This window comes from Winogradskyella wandonensis, assembly GCF_004346845.1.
Classification (GTDB): Bacteria; Bacteroidota; Bacteroidia; order Flavobacteriales; family Flavobacteriaceae; genus Winogradskyella; species Winogradskyella wandonensis.
In genome coordinates this window covers 13,145-32,330 of sequence record NZ_SMGI01000003.1, presented here as the reverse complement: position 1 = coordinate 32,330, position 19,186 = coordinate 13,145, and the positions used below count along the sequence as shown (strand labels likewise).

Here is a 19,186-nt window from a genome sequence, read left to right as displayed (position 1 = left end):
TAAATATACGATATGGCTTTTGACATTGATATGATTAAAAAGGTTTATGCCAATATGACGGAGCGAGTAGATGCTGCTAGAGATATTGTTGGTAAACCACTAACCCTTTCAGAAAAAATATTATACTCACATTTATGGGATGGAAGACCTACAAAGGCTTTTACCAGAGGTAAAGACTATGTAGATTTTGCTCCAGATAGAGTTGCATGCCAAGACGCAACAGCACAAATGGCATTATTGCAATTTATGCAGGCCGGAAAGCCAAAGGTTGCTGTGCCTACAACAGTGCATTGTGACCACTTAATTCAAGCAAAGGATGGTGCAGCTACAGATTTAAAAAATGCTAATAACACAAGTAGCGAAGTATTTAACTTTCTAGAATCGGTATCTAATAAATACGGTATTGGTTTTTGGAAACCAGGCGCAGGAATAATTCATCAAGTTGTTTTAGAGAACTACGCTTTTCCTGGTGGAATGATGATTGGTACCGATTCTCATACAGTGAATGCTGGTGGATTAGGAATGGTGGCTATAGGTGTCGGTGGTGCAGATGCTGTAGATGTAATGGCTGGTATGGCGTGGGAATTAAAGTTTCCTAAACTCATAGGTGTAAGATTAACCGGAAAACTTTCTGGTTGGACAGCACCAAAGGATGTAATTTTAAAAGTTGCAGAAATCCTTACTGTTAAAGGTGGTACAGGTGCAATTGTAGAATATTTTGGACCAGGAGCCTTATCTATGTCATGCACAGGTAAAGGCACAATTTGTAACATGGGTGCCGAAATAGGAGCTACAACATCTACATTTGGATATGACGATTCTATGGAGCGTTATCTTAGAGCGACTGATAGAGAAGATGTAGCCGATGCTGCAAATAAAATTAAGGATTATCTTACTGCTGATGCAGAAGTTTACGAAAACCCAGAACAGTATTTTGACCAAGTTATAGATATCAATTTGTCAGAACTAGGACCTCTGTTAAACGGACCATTCACACCTGATTTATCGACAACTGTTGGAAAAGAAATGACAGAGAAGGCTCAGGCAAACGACTGGCCAATGCAAGTTGAGTGGGGACTTATAGGGTCTTGTACAAACTCGTCTTATGAAGACTTGTCAAGAGCATCTTCAATTGCACAGCAGGCTTTAGACAAAGGATTAAAAACTAAGGCAGAATTCGGCATAAATCCAGGTTCAGAACAAGTGCGTTATACAGCGGAGCGTGATGGTATTTTACAGGTATTCGAAAAATTAGATGCCAAAATCTTTACAAATGCTTGTGGACCATGTATTGGTCAGTGGGCAAGATATAGCGACCCTAAAAATGCGCCAAAGAATAGTATTGTGCATTCCTTCAATAGAAACTTTGCTAAGCGAGCGGATGGTAATCCAAATACACATGCTTTTGTCGCATCCCCAGAAATTACGGCAGCTATTGCTATTGCAGGCCGCTTAGACTTCAATCCAATGACCGACACACTTATAAATGAAAACGGAGAAGAGGTAATGTTAGATGAGCCAACGGGATGGGAGTTACCACCAAAAGGTTTCGAAGTAAAAGAAAATGGTTATTTAGAGCCAGTAGAAGATGGAAGCGGTGTTGAGATTTCTGTGAATCCAACATCAGAGCGTTTACAACTTTTAACGCCTTTTGAGCCTATTGGCGATAGTATAAAAGGCGCAAAATTATTAATTAAGGCTTTTGGAAAATGTACGACCGACCATATATCTATGGCTGGACCATGGTTGCGTTTTAGAGGGCATTTAGATAATATTGCTAATAATACACTAATTGGGGCTGTGAATGCTTTTAACAAGAAAACGAACTTTGTTAAGAATCAACTAACAGGCGAGTATGGTGGAGTGCCGGATACACAACGCGACTATAAGAAAGCAGGAGTTTGGTCCGTTGTTGTGGGTGACCATAATTACGGTGAGGGCTCGTCTAGAGAACATGCCGCAATGCAACCGCGTCATTTAGGTGTAGCTGCTGTTATTGTAAAATCGTTTGCACGTATACACGAAACTAACCTGAAAAAACAAGGAATGTTAGGTTTAACGTTTGCTAATGAAGCAGATTACGATTTAATTCAAGAGGATGATACATTTAATTTCCTTGATTTACATGAATTTGCTCCAGACAAGCAGTTAAATGTAGAAGTTGTGCATGCAGATGGAAGTAAAGATGTAATAGCTTTAAACCATACCTATAATAATGCTCAAATTGAATGGTACAAAGAGGGTTCTGCCTTAAATTTAATTAAGAAGCAGAATGCTTAATCCTATAAATTTTTGAAATTTAAAAAGGCTTTGATTTAATCAAAGCCTTTTTTTATTCAACTCCTTAATAAGAGAGTGGTTTTTATAGGGGATATCTATTCAAAGATAATTTCATCTTCAATTTGTCTCAAAAAAAAAGCCTTTCAAAACTGAAAGGCTTTTTAAATATTATATTTTCTAATTATAACGCCGCAACATGCTTCATTAAATTAGATTTTAAATTTCCTGCTTTATTAGAATGAATGATGTTTTTCTTAGCTAACTTGTCTATCATTCCTACAACAGTAGGTAACATAGCTTGCGCTTCTTTAGCATCAGTTAACTCACGTAACTTTTTAATCGCATTACGCGTAGTCTTGTGCTGGTATCTATTAAGCACTCGTCTCTTTTCGTTACTTCTAATTCTCTTTAAGGCTGACTTATGATTTGCCATGTTTTTTCTTTATATTAAAATTGTAGCCCGTAGGGGAATCGAACCCCTCTTACCAGGATGAAAACCTGGCGTCCTAGCCGATAGACGAACGGGCCATTTATTAACTTTAATTAGACATTACACACATGTAATTTCTAATATTTAAAATTTAAATGAACAACAATGTTTCCATTGCGGATGCAAAAATACAACTATTTTTAAATGTTGCAACACTAAATTAATTTTTTTTAAAAAAAATTAATAGGCCTTTGCAAACAGCACTCTTTGCTTAGATGGATTGCCTGTAAACACGCAGTTTCCAGCTTCAATTTTGCTGTCGTAAGGAATGCATCTAATCGTTGCTTTAGTCAATTCTTTTATTTTAGTTTCGGTCTCTGCTGTTCCATCCCAATGCGCAGATATAAAACCACCTTTTGTTTCTAGCGTATTTTTAAAATCATCAAAATTATCGACTTCTGTAATGTGAGATTCTCTAAAAGCGAGCGCTTTCTGGAATAGGTCGCTTTGTATAGTTTTTAATAAATCTGAAATTTTTTCTTCTATACCTTCTATGGATACAACTTCTTTTGTTAACGTATCGCGTCTCGCTAATTCTACAGTACCGTTTTCTAGGTCTTTTGGTCCTATGGCTATTCTTAGTGGAACACCTTGTAATTCGTGTTGTGCAAATTTTGCTCCTGGTCTGTAGGTGTCTCTATCGTCAAACTTTACACTTATATTATTGTTTTCTAAAGAAGACTTTAATTTAGATACAACAGCAGTTATTGCTTCCAATTGTTCATCACTTTTATAAATTGGAACAATCACAACTTGGAACGGAGCTAGATTTGGAGGTAATACTAAGCCTTGGTCGTCGCTGTGTGTCATTATCAACGCGCCCATAAGTCGGGTAGAAACACCCCATGAAGTTGCCCATACATGGTCCAGTTTTCCTTCCTTGTTCGTAAATTTTACATCAAAAGCTTTGGCAAAGTTTTGTCCCAGAAAGTGAGATGTTCCAGCTTGTAATGCCTTACCATCTTGCATTAATGCTTCGATGCAATGCGTGTCAACTGCTCCAGCGAAACGCTCGCTCTCTGTCTTTACACCTTTAATTACGGGTATAGCCATAAAGTTCTCAGCAAATTCTGCATAAACCTTATTCATTTGTTCTGTTTCAGCAATTGCTTCGGCTTCTGTTGCATGAGCAGTATGTCCTTCTTGCCATAAAAATTCAGCAGTTCTTAGAAACAGGCGCGTACGCATTTCCCAACGAACCACATTAGCCCATTGATTAATCAAAATAGGAAGGTCTCTATAGCTTTGAATCCATCCCTTGTAGGTATTCCAAATAATTGCTTCGCTCGTAGGTCTAACAACAAGTTCTTCTTCTAGCTTTGCTTCAGGGTCAACACGAAGTTTACCTTCATTATCTGGGTCATTTTGTAGTCTATAATGTGTGACAACAGCGCACTCTTTGGCAAAACCTTCAGCATTTTTTTCCTCAGCTTCGAATAAACTTTTAGGTACAAAAAGCGGGAAGTAAGCGTTTTGATGACCTGTAGCTTTAAACATTCGGTCTAATTCGGCTTGCATTTTTTCCCAAATAGCGTATCCGTAAGGTTTAATAACCATACATCCTCTGACTGCAGAATTTTCAGCTAGGTCAGCTTTAACTACAAGTTCGTTATACCATTTGGAATAATCGTCAGCTCTTTTCGTAAGATTTTTGCTCATTATCTGTAATTTGGCACAAATGTTGTGCTTATGTTAAATAGAAAAATAGTAGCGCAAAACTAACTATTTTTGTAATGTTCAACAATTAAATCATTAGAGATATGCGATTTACTTCTACACTCAAAAAAAAATATACGCCTTTTATGTTATTAGGGGCGCTTATAATGCTTACATCATGTGGTTCGTACCAATACGTTGGTTACGATAATGATGGTATTTACAGTTCTGACGAAGTTGTAGTCGAGGTTGAACAAGCAGCTACAAATAGGACTAATAGTAATTATTATGCTAATTATTTTGCAGATCAAGTCACTGATGCGCAGTTAGCGCAAGAAGAGACTGATGAAGTTTTTACTGATATTGATTCTTATACAAGTGGAAATGTTGCCAACAACGAAGTTGAAATTATTGAAGATTATGGCGGATGGGGACAAGTAAATGACAGAGTAGTAATTAACTATTACGATAATGGTTGGAATAACTGGGGCTGGGGTTGGGACCCATGGCTTTGGAATGGTGGCTTTGGCTGGGGTTGGAATAACTGGGGCTGGGGCTGGAATCGTTGGAACAGATGGGGAGGACTTGGCTTTGGTTGGGGCTGGGGCTGGAATGACCCATGGTTATGGAATGGCGGCTTTGGATGGGGCTGGAACAATTATTGGGGTTGGAATAACGGTTTCTACAGAAATAATCTGGCCTTTAATAGAAGTAGAAGAGGCGCTTACAATAGAGATTTAGCATTAAATAGTAGAAACAATCTTTCTAGAAGAATAGGTAACAGTAGTTTGTCTAGACGTTCTTCGGGACTTACAAGAAATAGAGATGGCTCAAGAACTAGAGTTGGTAGAAATATTTCTGGACGTCCATCAAGAGGAACTGTATCAAGACCAAGAGGAACTACGACACGTCCTTCTAGAGGCACTATTTCAAGACCAAGAGGAACAACAACACGTCCATCGCGTGGTTCGACTACCAGACCTTCTAGAGGAAACACAGCAAGACCATCAAGAGGTAATATTTCTAGACCATCAAGAGGTACAACAACTAGATCTTCTAGAGGCTCTTCGCGTTCTTCAGGAAGCGTAAGGTCAAGTGGTGGCTCTAGGTCATCATCAGGAAGCTCTCGAGGCGGTGGTTCTAGAGGTGGCGGAAGAAGAGGTTAATCTTTAAATCTTATTAGAATAAAAATATTATGAAAAAGTTAATGTTACTTGTCATAAGTGGGTTTTTAGTGTCTATTGGTAATGCACAAGATTTTACAGATGCACTAAGATTTGCAAAAGACGAAATTGAAGGAACTGCACGTTTTAAAGCTATGGGTGGGGCATTCGGAGCATTAGGTGGCGATTTATCTGCTGTTACTATTAATCCTGCAAGCTCATCCATATTTAATAGCAGTACAGCATCTTTTAGTTTAGGGTTTAATACTTTAGATAATGATGTTTCTTATTTTGGAGGTCCTTTGTCTACAAAAGAAGATAACGTTAATTTATCTCAGGGCGGAGGTGTTTTTGTCTACAAGAGTAATAATCCAAATAACAAATGGAACAAGTTTTCTTTGGGTGTAGCTTACGACAGAACAGGGAATTTTGATAACAATTGGGTAGCAAATGGTGTGAATCCTAACACGTCTATTGCCGAATATTTTAGAGGTTATGCTCAGGGTCTTCGTTTAGATGAAATTTCTGCGTTTCCTGGTGAATCACTTAATGAGGCGTATATAGCAATAGGTTCAGAATCTGGATTCGAAAACCAACAGGCATTTTTAGGTTATGAATCTTTTATCCTAGAACCAGATGTCAATACTGATGAAAATACCATTTACACTAACAACATCTCTGGAGGAAATTATAACCAAAGATATGCTTTAGCTACTTCTGGTTACAGTGGTAAAATGGCATTTAATATTTCTGGACAATATAACGAAAAACTAAATCTAGGCCTAAATGTAAATGCCCATTTTTTAGAGTATAATCGTTTGACTGTTTTCGACGAAAGCAATTCTAATGCCAGCTCAACAGTCACTAGGGTTGGGTTTGACAACACATTAAGAACAACTGGTACAGGTATTTCTTTTCAAATAGGTTCAATTTATAAACTATCTAAAGAATTTAGAGTAGGTCTAACTTATAATTCACCAACATGGTTTAGAGTGACTGACGAAACAACTCAGTTTTTACAAACAACAGTAGATGGGTTTGACGACCCTATAGTTATAAACCCTAATATTATAACGATTTTCCCAGAATATAAATTACGAACACCTGGAAAAGTTACGGGAAGTCTAGCTTATGTATTCGAGGATAAAGGCTTAATAAGCTTTGATTATTCTAGAAAGGATTTTGGGGAAACCATTTTTAGACCAACAGATGACCCATTTTTCTCTTCTAGAAATTCTGAAATGAGTCAATTATTAGGTGTGTCTAATACTTATAGATTAGGAGGCGAGTACAGATATAAAGAATTTAGTTTTAGAGGTGGTTATCGTTTTGAAGAAAGTCCTTTTAATGACGCTATTTTTGGCGGCGATTTAACAACCTATTCTTTAGGCTTAGGTTATAAAATTGGAGATTTTGCAATAGATGTGGCATTCTCTCAAGGTCAGCGAGAACAAAGTGAATTTTTATACTCCGATGCTCCTACCTTTGGTGAGGTGGCCAATATCGATTCTAGAATTACAGATGTAGTCCTTACATTATCATTTGGTATATAATTTCACTAAATAGAATACTTAAATCCTCTAATCGAAAGGTTAGGGGATTTTTTTTGTAAGTAATACAAAGTCATTACGACTTTAGGTAATGTCACCAATTATCACCTACAATGAATACTATTTGGCTCTTCGAGGATGTTAACCTGTTTGGGCTACTTTGCCCGCACAAATTCAAGGCTTATAAAAATAGTCATCAATTCGATGCTTATAAAAAAAGTGATTATATCTATTTTGAAGAAGATGCAGCAAATAAGGTTTATTTAATAGAAAAAGGAAAAGTAAAGATTGGTTATTATAATGAAGATGGTGTAGAAGTTATAAAAGCTATTTTACGCAAAGGAGAACTGTTTGGAGAAAAGGCAATTTTAGGAGATAGCAGACGCGACGAGTTTGCTCAGTCCATAGATAATAATACATCTATTTGTCCTGTCGGTGTGCAGACCTTGCACGAATTAATGAGAGATAACCAGACGTTTAGTTTTAAAATTTACAAGTTTATAGGGCTAAAATTCAAAAAACTAGAACGAAGGCTTCAGCTTTTATTATTTAAAGACGCTAAAACGAGATTAAAAGAATTTATAGACGAGCTCTGCGTGGATTATGGTTACAATTGCGTTAAAACAGGAGACCATATTATAAAACATCCTTATACACAAAAAGATATTGCGTCACTCATTGGTATCTCGAGGCCCACCTTAAACACACTTTTAAACGATTTGAAGGAAAATAAAATTATTGATTTTAATCGAAGCGAAATTAGAATACTTAAAAAATCAGCTTAGTGTTAGCTAGCTAACATTTTGTCTTGTTCATGTCATATAATTTAGCAGTATTAAATTATATGAACTTAAAAATAAGACAATGATTAAAAAAATGTTTTTAGGAGTTTTAGCATTAGGATTAATGTTTACTTCTTGTGATGACGATGATAATGTAATAATTATCCCAGACGCTGGCACATTAAGTGGTGGCCCTTTTTCTTTTATTGTAGATGGTCAGCCAGATATGGTAACAGGAGTTTCTACAGACCCATCTGCAGTAGGAACAAATAGAACGTTTGTAATTACGGATTTAGATTTAAATATTTTAGGAACACCACCTACGTTATCAGACTTAGAAGGCGTTAATTTCGATGGTGCTGGCAGAGGTGTTTGCTTAATTTGGTATTTACGTTACGAGAATGATACAAATTTAGATACTGTTACTAATGCGGGAGATTTAACTGGGACATTTAGTCTTTCAAATTCTATCAGAGTAGAGCGTGGTCCTAATGCAGATGTTTTAACAGGAGGACCTTTTAATTTTACAGTAGATGGTACGCCGGATATGGTAAGCGGTATTGCTTTTGAAAATCCTGATAATCGGGTAGGTAATAATGCTACTTGGGTAATAACTGATGATGCAGGTATGATTTTAGGTACACCACCAACATTAAGCGCTGTGGAAGGTGTAAATTTCGATGGCGCAGGAGTGGGTGTTTGCCTGATATGGTACTTGCGTTACGAAAACGATACAAATATTGCAACAGTAACAAATGCAAATGACCTAACGGGTACGTTTCACTTATCTAACTCTATTACTGTGAATAGAAATTAATTTTAGATGCAGATTTAATTAATTTTAAAGCGTAGTTTCGTTCATGAAATTGCGCTTTTTTTTAAATGAATAGAAAACGAATTAGTAACATTATTTTTCTTGTAGCAATTGTGCTTCTTGTAATACCACAAACAAGGAGGCCAATACAAGTAACGCTTCATAAGGCTCTAGCTATATTTAATTCGCCGAGCATTATTAAAGAAACACAAAGAACAAAACTTAAAGATTACAATTGGTCTTTAATAGATGAAACAGGTAAGTCTTATAATTTAAAGAATAGTAAAGGAAAAGTCATTATTATTAATTTTTGGGCTACTTGGTGTCCGCCATGTATAGCTGAAATGCCGAGTCTTCAAAAGCTATATGATAAATATGGAGATAATGCGGAATTTATTTTTGTAACCGACGACTCAATCGATAAAATTGAAGCGTTTAAAGCGAAGAATAGTTATACGTTTCCGGTTTATCAAACTGCTTCAAATCCACCTGACGGATTGACAACCAAGTCAATTCCAAGAACAGTTATTATTAATAAAAAAGGAGAAATAGTGATAGATAAATCTGGAGCTGTAGATTGGTATAATTCTAAAATTCAAGAACAGATAGAATTACTTCTAAAAGCTTCTATTTAAAATACTTGCGTGGGACTATAAGCATTCCAAAATTTTCGCCTTTATCTTTTCCCAAATGTTTATGATGAATTTTGTGTGCACGACGTACGCCTCTTGCGTATTTGTTATCAATATTTCTTAACCATTTAAAACGTTGATGTATAAAAATATCGTGAACTATAAAGTAGGCCAAACCATAAGCCATAATACCTATACCAATGGGCAGACAATACCACATGTTTTGTTCTCCCCAGAGATAAAAGCACGTCATGCTAACTACAGCATAGAAAATAAAAAACGCATCGTTACGCTCAAACCAACTATCGTGGTCTTTATGATGATGGTCTTTATGTAAACTCCATAAAAATCCATGCATGATATATTTGTGAGTAAACCATGCATTAAATTCCATGATAAAGAAGGTGGCTAGAAAAATAAGTATCCACAAAAAAACATCCATACTAATCGATTAATTTTAGAGTAAATTTAACTGATATTTTACGTAACTACGGGTTAGAAGTTCTACTTTTTTGTAGTCATTAACACGTATTCTGGTCGATTTAATTTTCAGAGCTGGCGTTTTCTTTAGTTTATCTAATAATTTATTGTAGTATCTGTAAGCCATAAATACACCGAATCTAGCCTCAAGTGGTAATTTTTTAATGCCTGCTAATCCTTTTTCAAAATCTTTTTCAATATCTCTAATTATTTCTTGTTTAGAGGCTTCATCTAAATGATTTAAGTCCGTATTAGGGAAGTATGTACGACTTAAATCTTCGAAATCTGCTTTTAAATCTCTTAAGAAATTTACTTTTTGAAACGCAGAGCCCAAGCTCATTGCCGAGTCTTTAAGTTCGTTATATTTTTCATTATCACCTTTAACGAAAACTTTTAGGCACATTAATCCAACAACATCGGCAGAACCATAGATGTATTCTTTATACTCAGCATCGGTAAGATATTCATGTTTGTGTAGGTCTTGCTTCATACTTTTCATAAACGCATCGACCATGTGCTTTTCTAAATTATACTTATGATATGTTTCTTGAAAAGCATTTAAAATAGGATTAAGACTAATTTTCATCTCAATAGCATCTTCTAAATCTTTAGAGAATTTATCGAAAAGGACCGCTTTGTCGTAATCATGAAATGTATCGACAATTTCATCAGCAAATCTTACAAATCCATAGATATTGTAAATGTCTTGTCTTATGCTATCTGAAAGCATTTTGGTAGCCATAGAAAAAGAAGTGCTGTAAGACGTCGTAACTAGCTTACTGCATTCTCTTGAAACGGAGTCGAAAATTGATTTCATAAGGGTTAATATTAATTAATCTTGGTAATGTTTTTTTATTAAATCTGAAGCCAGCTTTCCCGAAATCAATGATGGCGGAACACCTGGACCAGGAACTGTTAACTGTCCAGTAAAGTAGAGGTTATCTACTTTTTTACTTTTCAGGTTAGGTCTTAAAAATGCTGTTTGGGATAGTGTATTAGCCATACCGTAAGCATTGCCTTTGTATGAGTTGTACTCTTTTTTAAAGTCTTTTACACAGAAGGATTCTTTAAAGATAATATTATTTACGACCTTTTGGTTAGTCTTTTTCTCAAATCTATCAATAACAATATCAAAATATTTTTGTCTTAAGGCTTCTGTATCCTCTAAATCTGGAGCGATAGGAATTAGAAAAAAACCTGTTTCGCATCCTTTTGGCGCCATACTCTCATCTGTTATAGAAGGGAAATTAACGTAAAATAAGGGGTCTTTTGGCCACTTGGGATTATCGTAAATATCTTCTGCATGAGCTTCAAAATCAGTATCGAAAAATAAATTATGATGTTCTACATTTTCTAATTTTTTATCAAATCCTACATAGAACAATAGCGACGAAGGAGCAAATGTCTTTTTACTCCAATAGTTTTCGCTGTATTGTCTGTACTTGTTGTCTAAAAGTGTTTCGGAATGACTATAATCTGCGCCGCTTAAAACGTAATCAGTGACAATCTCTTTATTATTAACTGTAATGCCTGTTGTTTTTCCGTTAGCAACATTAATTTTTTCTACTGTAGCGTTTGTTTCGATTTTTACACCCAAACTTTCGGCTAAACTTTTCATTGCCTTAATAACTTCGTACATACCACCTTTTGGATGCCATGTGCCCAGTCCAAAATCGGCAAAATTCATAAAGCTATAAAACGATGGTGTGTTGCTAGGTTTAGCACCTAAAAATAAAACGGGAAACTCTAAAGTAGATACTAGTTTAGGATTTTTAAACTTTTTTCTTACCTCACCACTAATGGTTTTAAAAAATTGGTCAACGCGCGTAACAGTATCTTTTGTTACAAGTTCTAAGGGTGATAAACCTGGCTTAAGTACTATTTTATTTATAGCAATATCATAATTTTCTTGCGCCTTAGAAATAAACTTTCTTAAGGGTTTGGAACTTCCTGGTTCTATGCGTTCAAATTCTTCACAAATCTTGTCCATAGTATCGCCAATGGTAATTTCGTCATCGGCGAAAAATATTTTATATGCTGGACTAAGCTTATCTAGTTGGTAATAGTCTTTCGTAGATTTCCCAAAATCATTAAAAAACTTCTCAAAAATATCAGGCATCCAATACCAGCTTGGACCAATGTCGAATGTAAAACCTTCTTTTTGTAATTGTCTTGCTCTTCCACCAACGGTAGCGTTTTTCTCGAATACGGAAACGTCGAACCCTTCTTTGGCTAGATAACAAGCGGCAGAAAGTGAAGAAAATCCAGAACCTATTATTGCTACTTTTTTCATTATTTAAAGTTGTTCTACAACAGATTGAATGGATTTAAATGGTTTAATTTTCTTAGGAAGTTTTTCTAAGTCTAGACTATCTAACATTCTTCCTAAAATCCAGAATTCGGCATTTGATTTCTGAAGTATCTTTTTGTCAAAGTCCTTAATGTACTTGTCTATTTCTTCCTTTTCAGGCTTAATTGTAAAATAGGAAACAAACACTAAATCATCATAATAATTTAGAACGTCTTTTAAACTTTCCATTGGTACACTTGGACCCAATAAAATACTGTAATTGTTGTGAGCTACTAATTGATAGTTTAGAAACATTAATCCTAACTCATGAATTTCATTATCAGGCAAGAACAAAACAAATGTCTTACTAGAATTTGGTTTTGCAACTGATTGAATCTTTTCAGTATTTATTAATATTTTCTGACGTATAAGCGTTGTTAAAAAATGCTCGTGTGCAGGTGATATGGTATTGGTTTGCCACAAAAGTCCTATCTCTGTTAATAATGGGATAAAGATGTTATAAAAAACATCTTCAAATGTTTTCTCCTTAAGCAAACCATTATAGGTATTGTAAAATAAGGATTGGTCGAAATTAAACATCGATAGTTTAAAAGAGTTGATAGCCAGACTTTCTAAATTAGATTCTTGGGCTATTTCTCTAACTAGCTTTGGAATGTCGTTAGGGTCTAAAGTGGCTATCTTAGAAATTTTATAACCATTATTATTTAGGTAGCTAACATTCAGAAGTTTTTGGAAACTTGCTAAATCGTAATACCTTATGTTCGTTTCAGTTCGTTTTGGGGTAAGTAAATTATATCGCTTTTCCCATATTCTAATGGTATGCGCTTTAATTCCCGTAAGATTTTCAAGGTCTTTTATGCTAAACTTACTTTTTAAATTGTTCATTATTTAATTTAAAAGTTTAAACAAAAATAACTCTTTGCAGGAAAAATCAACACTATTTAACAAAAATTAAATAGATTTCTTAGAAAGTTAGGAATAATAGTATAAAGTGCGCACGAGAAGACTCGAACTTCCACGACCTAAACGGTCACTGGCCCCTCAAGCCAGCGCGTCTACCAATTCCGCCACGTGCGCAAAAATGTAGTATAAATATAAAAAAAAAGTTAAGCAAAAAGCTTAACTAAAAGTGACTTGGCTGGGGCTCGAACCCAGGACCCTCTCCTTAAAAGGGAGATGCTCTACCAACTGAGCTACCAAGTCATTAAGTGTTTTCCTCAAACGAGGGTGCAAATATAAAATGTTTAATTAATAAAACAATGCTTTTTTTATATATTTTTTTGTTTTTTTGTCGGGCATCTTTCTAGGTGTTTCACTATCAAATTATAAGGGCTAATGATAATTGTTTTAATGGGGTATATGGGGTCAGGAAAATCGACTGTAGGACATCTACTTTCTGATATTTTAGACTTTAATTTTATTGATTTAGATTTAGTTATAGAAGAAAAAGAGCAGAAATCGATAAATGAAATTTTTGAGCTTAAAGGAGAATTGTATTTTAGAAAAAAGGAGATAGAATACCTACAAGAGATACTTCAAAATAAATCTGATACAGTATTAGCTTTAGGTGGAGGTACCCCTTGTTATGGTAAGAATTTAGAGGCCATTTTAACGAGTCCAAACACAATATCGTTTTACCTTAAAACGAGTATAGCGGAGTTGCTTAAGCGTTTGAGAAATGAAAAACAAAGTCGACCTTTATTAAACCATTTAAAGTCTGATGAAGAATTATTAGAATATTTAGGTAAGCACTTATTTGAACGCTCTCCTTTTTACTCAAAAGCCAATCACGTTATTTCTACAGATGCCAAGTCGTATCAAGAAATTATTGAAGAAATTGTAATAAAATTAGTCTAGGTAAGCCTCGTAAGGCTGCTTGCTTAAGTTAACGTTAATATGTTCTTTTAACGATGTGGATAGCGATATGCCCTTAAAGTCAGCTTTAACAGGGAATTTTTTATGATTTCTGTTCACTAAAACGGCAGTTTTAAATTGTTTAAGAGGAACGTCTAAAAAGTGTCTTACGCCGTACATCAAAGTGCTTCCCGAATTTAAAACATCGTCTACTAATACCAATGACTTTTCGGAGTAATCATCTGAATTTAAGGATGTACTTACCGTATTTAGCGGCGACTTTTTATCCATAGTTACTTTGCATAAAACACTATTAATATTTGATATTTTATCGAGATTAGCCTTAATCTTTCTGGCTAATAAGTAACCATTTTTATCAATACCTGCTAGAATTATCTCTCTTTCGCTTGTGTTACTCTCGTATATTTGATAAGCAATGCGCTTTATTTTATGCTCAATTTCCTGATGATTAAGAATTATATTTTTTTCAGTGCTCATGATTACTTTTTTTCAAAGATAAAAAAGAGTTCTTTATCTTTTCTTTGTTCAATTGAGTTGTAGGCTGGTTCTAGTGTTTTTATTTTAAAGTACTTTTCAAAAAGTATTTTGTAGCTCTTAATATCGCCACCAAAAGGAGGTCCTTGTTCTGTTAATTCAAAATTAAAAAGAATACCACTAAGCTTTCCTTTATCACGAAGTAATGAACTCATTTTCTGAGCATAGTCTTTTCGTAGAGATGGCTCCAAAGCGCAAAAGAAGGTCTGCTCAAGAATTAAATCAAATTTCATCTCAAGATTAAAAAAATCATCATTAATTAATTGTTGTTTTGGAAAATTTGGAACTCTTGTAGAAAAATTTAGCAAAGGTTGTCTAGCAATATCCAACATGTGCACATTTTTAAAACCGGATAGCCATAAATATTCAGTTTCATAACCATTACCAGCTCCTGGGATTAATATGGATAGCGATTTATCCTCTAACTGATTTATGTATTCTTTTAAAGGTCTAGATATCTCACCAATGTTCCAACCTGTAGTTTCTTTAAGGTATCGTTCTTCCCAATATAATTCTGTAAATCTATTCTTCTTCATCCGTATAATTGTCAATTGAACGCCTGTCTTTTTTTGTTGGTCTTCCTGTTCCTTTTTTGCGGTAATAGTCTTTACTATATTTTAATAGTTCTTGGGCCTCAAACTCGGATCTAGGTGTTAGGTCTGTTCTGTAGATATCCACAAGCTTAGCTCCAACTCGATTTGGTGGTATATTGTTTACTTTTATTTTGTAATTAATTTGGTTCTTGCGTAATGTAATTATGTCACCGATATACACCTCTCGACTCGGCTTTGTAATACTATCATTTATTTTAACCTGACCTTTTTTACACGCAACAGAAGCTTGGTTACGAGTTTTATGATATCTAGTGCACCACAAGTACTTATCTATGCGCATATTTTTTAACTAAATTCTACGTTAATCTATTTGTACAAAAATATTATAATATTGTATCTTGTGCCCATAAATAAAGCAATTTTGAACCTTGTTTGTTTTGAAGCAAGCACGTATAAAAAGACCCTATGAAATTAAGAACTTTCCTTACAAGTATTATTGTTTTTTCAATTATTATTTTTGCTTGTACCCCAGATGAACCTGAAATTAATATTGTCCCAGAAAGAGACCGTGGAGAGCAACAGATTGTAGATGACAATCTACTTCAGGCTTATTTATCAACGCATTATTACAATAGAGATGATTTCGTTTCTGGAGAGGACTATGATTTAGAGGATATAATAATATTAAAATTAGAAGATGGACAGGTTCTACCTCCAGGTTCAGAGTTGCTAATAAATGCAGTTGAAACTTTAAATACTGAATTTCAAGGTGTAAATTACAAGTATTATATTTTGAAAATTAATGAAGGAGGTGGATCTAATTATCCCAATTTTACCGATAAAATTAGGGTAAACTATGAGGGAAGTTTAGTTGCAGACGCAACAGTTTTCGACAATCAGTTTATTCAGGATTTTAACTTGGTCGGAGAAAACGAGTTTTCTGGAGTTATAACGGGCTGGCAAAGAGTATTCCCCAACTTTAAAGCATCAGAGGACTTTAATATTCTTAATAATGGTATTGTTGATTACGATAATTATGGGTTCGGAGTTATGTTTTTACCTTCCGGTTTAGGTTATTTTGGAAGAGCTTTAGAAGGCATTCCAGTTTATTCAAATCTAATTTTTAAGTTTTCATTATTTCAAACAGAACAGAATGACCACGACAATGACGGTATTCCATCATACCTTGAAGATTTAAATGAAGATTTAAGTGTTTTTGATGAAGATACTGATGCAGATAACGTCGTAAACTATGTAGACCCAGATGATGATGGAGATGGTGTTTTAACTGTAAATGAACTTCAACGCACAGAATATGTTATTGATACAAATATGGGACAAATGGAACCGACACTTGGTGTCAATGAATTTGAATTGACACGAACAGAGAGTATGGGAATAATAACTATAACAACAGGTACTATTATAGATGCTAATAATAACAATATTCCTGATTATTTAGATGCTGAAGCAACTACCGATTACAGCGAAGACAACTAAAAAATGGATTTTCATAAAAAAACCGCTAATTTCTAGCGGCTTTTTTTGTTGTGTTTAGATTATATTAAATCTTATACGAAAGGCTTAGAATTAATTGTTCTGGACGTGTGTCTAGACGGTCTGTTGTAATAATATTGTTATTGTCAATAAATGTGGCTTCATTATCGCTAAAGCCTCTTTCATACCTCAAATCAATACCTATTCTGTTAAGATTAATGCCTATCCCAAAGTTAAGACCTACACTAAAATCATTTTCAAGTTCATCAATTCCTAAATTGGTAAAACCAGAATCGGTATCTAGCACGTACTGAAAAGCTGGTCCAGCAAAAACATTTACAGGACCTAATACTTTAAGCCCAACTAGTAATGGTAAATCTAGTTTTTGCATGTCAAACTCACCAGAGTCGTAATCGCTTTTTATTTTAGTGTAAACTAATTCTGGTCTGAAATAAAGTTTGTTTCCTAATTTCCCGAAAAGACCAATATGGTAGCCAATATTTTTGTCGGGATTTTGAGCGTTACTACTGGCAGATTCAAAATAATCACCGTTACCAGCGTAATTTAAACCAGCTTTAATCCCAAATCCGCTTCCGCTTTGCGCAAACAATGCTGTTGAAAATCCTGCAATACATAATGCAGTTAAAAATAAATTTTTCATAATTATTCGTTTTTGATTTAGATTACTTTAACAAAAACGTTGCCAAACTCAACTTATTTTCTTTTTAGCACTTTTTTTGAGGCCTCTATAATCGCTTTTGCATTTAACCCATACTTGTCCATTAGTTGGGAAGGCGTTCCTGATTCTCCAAAAGTATCGTTCGTTGCTACAAACTCTTGAGGTGTCGGATTATTTTTTACTAAAGTTCTAGAAACACTTTCGCCTAAACCACCTAAATAGTTATGCTCCTCAGCAGTTACGATGCAACCTGTTTTTGCCACAGACTTAAGAATAGCGTCTTCATCCAAAGGTTTAATCGTATGGATATTAATTACTTCGGCAGATATGCCTTGTTCATATAGTACTTTTGATGCTTCTAACGCTTCCCAAACTAAATGCCCAGTAGCTACTATTGTAACATCTATTCCGTCTGTTAATTTTACAGCTTTACCAATTTCAAACTTCTGATTTTCGGATGTAAAATTTGCTACCTTAGGACGACCAAAGCGTAAATAAACAGGGCCTTTGTGCTCTGCTATTGCTAAAGTCGCTGCTTTTGTTTGGTTATAGTCGCAGGTGTTAATAACAGTCATTCCAGGAAGCATTTTCATCAATCCAATGTCTTCTAATATTTGGTGAGTAGCACCATCTTCACCAAGTGTTACTCCAGCATGAGAGGCACAAATTTTTACGTTTTTACCAGAGTAAGCGACACTTTGTCTAATTTGGTCATAAACTCTACCTGTTGAAAAATTAGCAAATGTTCCAGTAAACGGTATTTTTCCTCCTATGGTTAGACCAGCGGCTATACCAATCATATTCGCTTCGGCAATTCCAACTTGGAAAAAGCGTTCGGGATGATTGGCTTTAAATTCGTCCATTTTTAATGACCCAATAAGGTCTGCACAAAGTGCAACTACATTCTCGTTAGTCTTACCAAGCTCGGTTAAACCTGCTCCAAAGCCAGAGCGTGTATCTTTATTTCCTGTGTTTTCGTATGTTTTCATAATAGTATTCATCAAACTAGATGGATTCTTAATTAATAATCTCCTAAGGTTTCGGCGTTTTGTGATAATGCAATTTCTAACTGCTCATCATTAGGAGCTTTACCGTGCCAAGCATGTGTATGCATCATAAAATCGACACCGTTACCCATTTCAGTTTCTAAAAGCACACAAACGGGTTTGCCTTTTCCTGTTTGCGCTTTTGCCTCAGACATACCATCTAGTATGGCTTCGATATTATTACCTTCTTTTATTTCTAGAACAATCCAGCCAAAAGCTTCAAATTTTGCTTTTAAACTTCCCATGGGCAATACATCGTCAGTGGCGCCGTCGATTTGTTTTCCGTTTAAATCTATAGTAGAGATAAGATTATCCACCTTATTTGCAGAGGCATACATAATGGCTTCCCAATTCTGCCCTTCCTGTAATTCGCCATCTCCATGGAGACTATAAATCAGATGGTTGTCGTTATTTAGTTTTTTGGCTTCAGCTGCGCCTATTGCAACAGACATACCTTGTCCTAAAGAACCCGATGCAATTCTTACACCTGGTAACCCTTCGTGAGTTGTTGGATGTCCTTGTAATCTTGAATCGATTAATCTAAACGTATTTAATTCGTCTACAGGAAAGTATCCACATCTTGCTAAGACACTATAATAAACAGGAGAAATATGTCCGTTAGAAAGAAAGAAAAGATCTTCTCCAATACCATCCATATCAAAATGGTCTTTAGTATCCATGATTTCTTTGTAAAGGGCAACGAAAAATTCGGCACAACCTAGAGAACCTCCAGGGTGACCAGAGTTTACTTTGTGTACCATGCGAAGAATATCTCTTCGGACTTGAGTGGTTAAATTTTGTAATTTTTGAATGTCTGGCATCTTATATATGGCTAATTTTAAT

20 protein-coding genes and 3 tRNA genes are annotated in these 19,186 nt (G+C 35.0%); 8 read left to right on the top strand and 15 right to left on the bottom strand.

What is annotated here, in order from left to right; translation table 11 throughout:
- Positions 1 to 12: 12 nt before the first annotated feature.
- On the top strand, positions 13 to 2,280 hold the full coding sequence (locus tag DFQ05_RS09370; RefSeq protein ID WP_132705153.1) for an aconitate hydratase: 2,268 nt from the start codon (positions 13 to 15) through the stop codon (positions 2,278 to 2,280).
- A gap of 181 nt (positions 2,281 to 2,461) precedes the next feature.
- Here the strand turns inward: DFQ05_RS09370 and rpsT are convergent, their stop codons facing one another.
- The 3 genes from rpsT to proS form a co-directional block, all read right to left on the bottom strand.
- The gene (gene rpsT / locus DFQ05_RS09365) at positions 2,462 to 2,713 is read right to left on the bottom strand and encodes a 30S ribosomal protein S20 (protein ID WP_132705152.1); all 252 of its coding nucleotides are present in this window, start codon (positions 2,711 to 2,713) and stop codon (positions 2,462 to 2,464) included.
- Positions 2,714 to 2,736: 23 nt separating this feature from the next.
- Positions 2,737 to 2,808, bottom strand: a tRNA-Glu gene (locus DFQ05_RS09360).
- Positions 2,809 to 2,950: 142 nt separating this feature from the next.
- Positions 2,951 to 4,429, bottom strand: a complete 1,479-nt coding sequence (proS, locus tag DFQ05_RS09355; RefSeq protein WP_132705151.1) for a proline--tRNA ligase — start codon at positions 4,427 to 4,429, stop codon at positions 2,951 to 2,953.
- 101 nt (positions 4,430 to 4,530) lie between these two features.
- Between proS and DFQ05_RS09350 the strand changes: the two genes are divergently transcribed.
- From DFQ05_RS09350 to DFQ05_RS09330, 5 genes are all read left to right on the top strand, one after another.
- The gene (locus DFQ05_RS09350) at positions 4,531 to 5,592 is read left to right on the top strand and encodes a hypothetical protein (protein ID WP_132705150.1); all 1,062 of its coding nucleotides are present in this window, start codon (positions 4,531 to 4,533) and stop codon (positions 5,590 to 5,592) included.
- 29 nt (positions 5,593 to 5,621) lie between these two features.
- Positions 5,622 to 7,142: an OmpP1/FadL family transporter gene (locus DFQ05_RS09345; protein ID WP_132705149.1), complete on the top strand. Its 1,521-nt coding sequence runs from the start codon at positions 5,622 to 5,624 to the stop codon at positions 7,140 to 7,142.
- Positions 7,143 to 7,252: 110 nt separating this feature from the next.
- The gene (locus DFQ05_RS09340) at positions 7,253 to 7,924 is read left to right on the top strand and encodes a Crp/Fnr family transcriptional regulator (RefSeq protein WP_132705148.1); all 672 of its coding nucleotides are present in this window, start codon (positions 7,253 to 7,255) and stop codon (positions 7,922 to 7,924) included.
- A gap of 79 nt (positions 7,925 to 8,003) precedes the next feature.
- The gene (locus DFQ05_RS09335) at positions 8,004 to 8,738 is read left to right on the top strand and encodes a hypothetical protein (RefSeq protein WP_132705147.1); all 735 of its coding nucleotides are present in this window, start codon (positions 8,004 to 8,006) and stop codon (positions 8,736 to 8,738) included.
- 65 nt (positions 8,739 to 8,803) lie between these two features.
- Positions 8,804 to 9,370: a TlpA family protein disulfide reductase gene (locus DFQ05_RS09330; protein ID WP_132705146.1), complete on the top strand. Its 567-nt coding sequence runs from the start codon at positions 8,804 to 8,806 to the stop codon at positions 9,368 to 9,370.
- Here DFQ05_RS09330 and DFQ05_RS09325 read toward each other — a convergent pair.
- The 6 genes from DFQ05_RS09325 to DFQ05_RS09300 form a co-directional block, all read right to left on the bottom strand.
- Positions 9,363 to 9,809 carry a sterol desaturase family protein gene (locus DFQ05_RS09325; protein WP_132705145.1) on the bottom strand — a complete coding sequence of 149 codons (447 nt, stop codon included), beginning with the start codon at positions 9,807 to 9,809 and terminating at the stop codon, positions 9,363 to 9,365. The two genes, DFQ05_RS09330 and DFQ05_RS09325, sit on opposite strands and share 8 nt — an antisense overlap.
- Positions 9,810 to 9,824: 15 nt before the next feature.
- Complete coding sequence (locus tag DFQ05_RS09320) at positions 9,825 to 10,664, bottom strand: phytoene/squalene synthase family protein (protein WP_132705144.1); 840 nt, start codon at positions 10,662 to 10,664, stop codon at positions 9,825 to 9,827.
- A 15-nt stretch (positions 10,665 to 10,679) separates the two neighbouring features.
- Complete coding sequence (locus DFQ05_RS09315; protein ID WP_132705143.1) at positions 10,680 to 12,140, bottom strand: phytoene desaturase family protein; 1,461 nt, start codon at positions 12,138 to 12,140, stop codon at positions 10,680 to 10,682.
- 3 nt (positions 12,141 to 12,143) lie between these two features.
- Positions 12,144 to 13,043 carry a MerR family transcriptional regulator gene (locus DFQ05_RS09310; RefSeq protein ID WP_132705142.1) on the bottom strand — a complete coding sequence of 300 codons (900 nt, stop codon included), beginning with the start codon at positions 13,041 to 13,043 and terminating at the stop codon, positions 12,144 to 12,146.
- A gap of 107 nt (positions 13,044 to 13,150) precedes the next feature.
- A tRNA-Leu gene (locus DFQ05_RS09305) sits at positions 13,151 to 13,235 on the bottom strand.
- 53 nt (positions 13,236 to 13,288) lie between these two features.
- Positions 13,289 to 13,361 (bottom strand) — tRNA-Lys (locus DFQ05_RS09300).
- A gap of 132 nt (positions 13,362 to 13,493) precedes the next feature.
- Here DFQ05_RS09300 and DFQ05_RS09295 point away from each other — a divergent pair.
- Entirely contained in the window at positions 13,494 to 14,015 is a 522-nt protein-coding gene (locus tag DFQ05_RS09295; RefSeq protein WP_132705141.1) for a shikimate kinase, read from the top strand.
- Here DFQ05_RS09295 and DFQ05_RS09290 read toward each other — a convergent pair.
- The 3 genes from DFQ05_RS09290 to DFQ05_RS09280 are packed head-to-tail and all read right to left on the bottom strand — an operon-like array spanning position 14,007 to position 15,461.
- Complete coding sequence (locus tag DFQ05_RS09290; protein ID WP_132705140.1) at positions 14,007 to 14,510, bottom strand: phosphoribosyltransferase family protein; 504 nt, start codon at positions 14,508 to 14,510, stop codon at positions 14,007 to 14,009. The genes DFQ05_RS09295 and DFQ05_RS09290 overlap by 9 nt on opposite strands.
- 2 nt (positions 14,511 to 14,512) lie before the next feature.
- Entirely contained in the window at positions 14,513 to 15,103 is a 591-nt protein-coding gene (locus DFQ05_RS09285; protein WP_132705139.1) for a class I SAM-dependent methyltransferase, read from the bottom strand.
- The gene (locus DFQ05_RS09280; protein ID WP_132705138.1) at positions 15,090 to 15,461 is read right to left on the bottom strand and encodes an RNA-binding S4 domain-containing protein; all 372 of its coding nucleotides are present in this window, start codon (positions 15,459 to 15,461) and stop codon (positions 15,090 to 15,092) included. The genes DFQ05_RS09285 and DFQ05_RS09280 overlap by 14 nt, the downstream gene beginning before the upstream one ends.
- A 125-nt stretch (positions 15,462 to 15,586) precedes the next feature.
- On the opposite strand from DFQ05_RS09280, the gene DFQ05_RS09275 reads away from it, so the two are divergent.
- Positions 15,587 to 16,621: an FKBP-type peptidyl-prolyl cis-trans isomerase gene (locus DFQ05_RS09275; protein WP_132705137.1), complete on the top strand. Its 1,035-nt coding sequence runs from the start codon at positions 15,587 to 15,589 to the stop codon at positions 16,619 to 16,621.
- A 64-nt stretch (positions 16,622 to 16,685) separates the two neighbouring features.
- Here the strand turns inward: DFQ05_RS09275 and DFQ05_RS09270 are convergent, their stop codons facing one another.
- Genes DFQ05_RS09270 through DFQ05_RS09260 form a run of 3 tightly spaced genes read right to left on the bottom strand, consistent with a single transcriptional unit; the run spans position 16,686 to position 19,164 of the window.
- A complete protein-coding gene (locus tag DFQ05_RS09270; RefSeq protein ID WP_132705136.1) occupies positions 16,686 to 17,279 on the bottom strand; it encodes a porin family protein in 594 nt (197 codons plus the stop codon).
- A 53-nt stretch (positions 17,280 to 17,332) separates the two neighbouring features.
- Positions 17,333 to 18,286 carry a transketolase family protein gene (locus DFQ05_RS09265; protein ID WP_132705135.1) on the bottom strand — a complete coding sequence of 318 codons (954 nt, stop codon included), beginning with the start codon at positions 18,284 to 18,286 and terminating at the stop codon, positions 17,333 to 17,335.
- 32 nt (positions 18,287 to 18,318) lie between these two features.
- Positions 18,319 to 19,164, bottom strand: coding sequence for a transketolase (locus tag DFQ05_RS09260; RefSeq protein WP_132705134.1), 846 nt, complete (start codon positions 19,162 to 19,164; stop codon positions 18,319 to 18,321).
- Positions 19,165 to 19,186 lie beyond the last annotated feature (22 nt).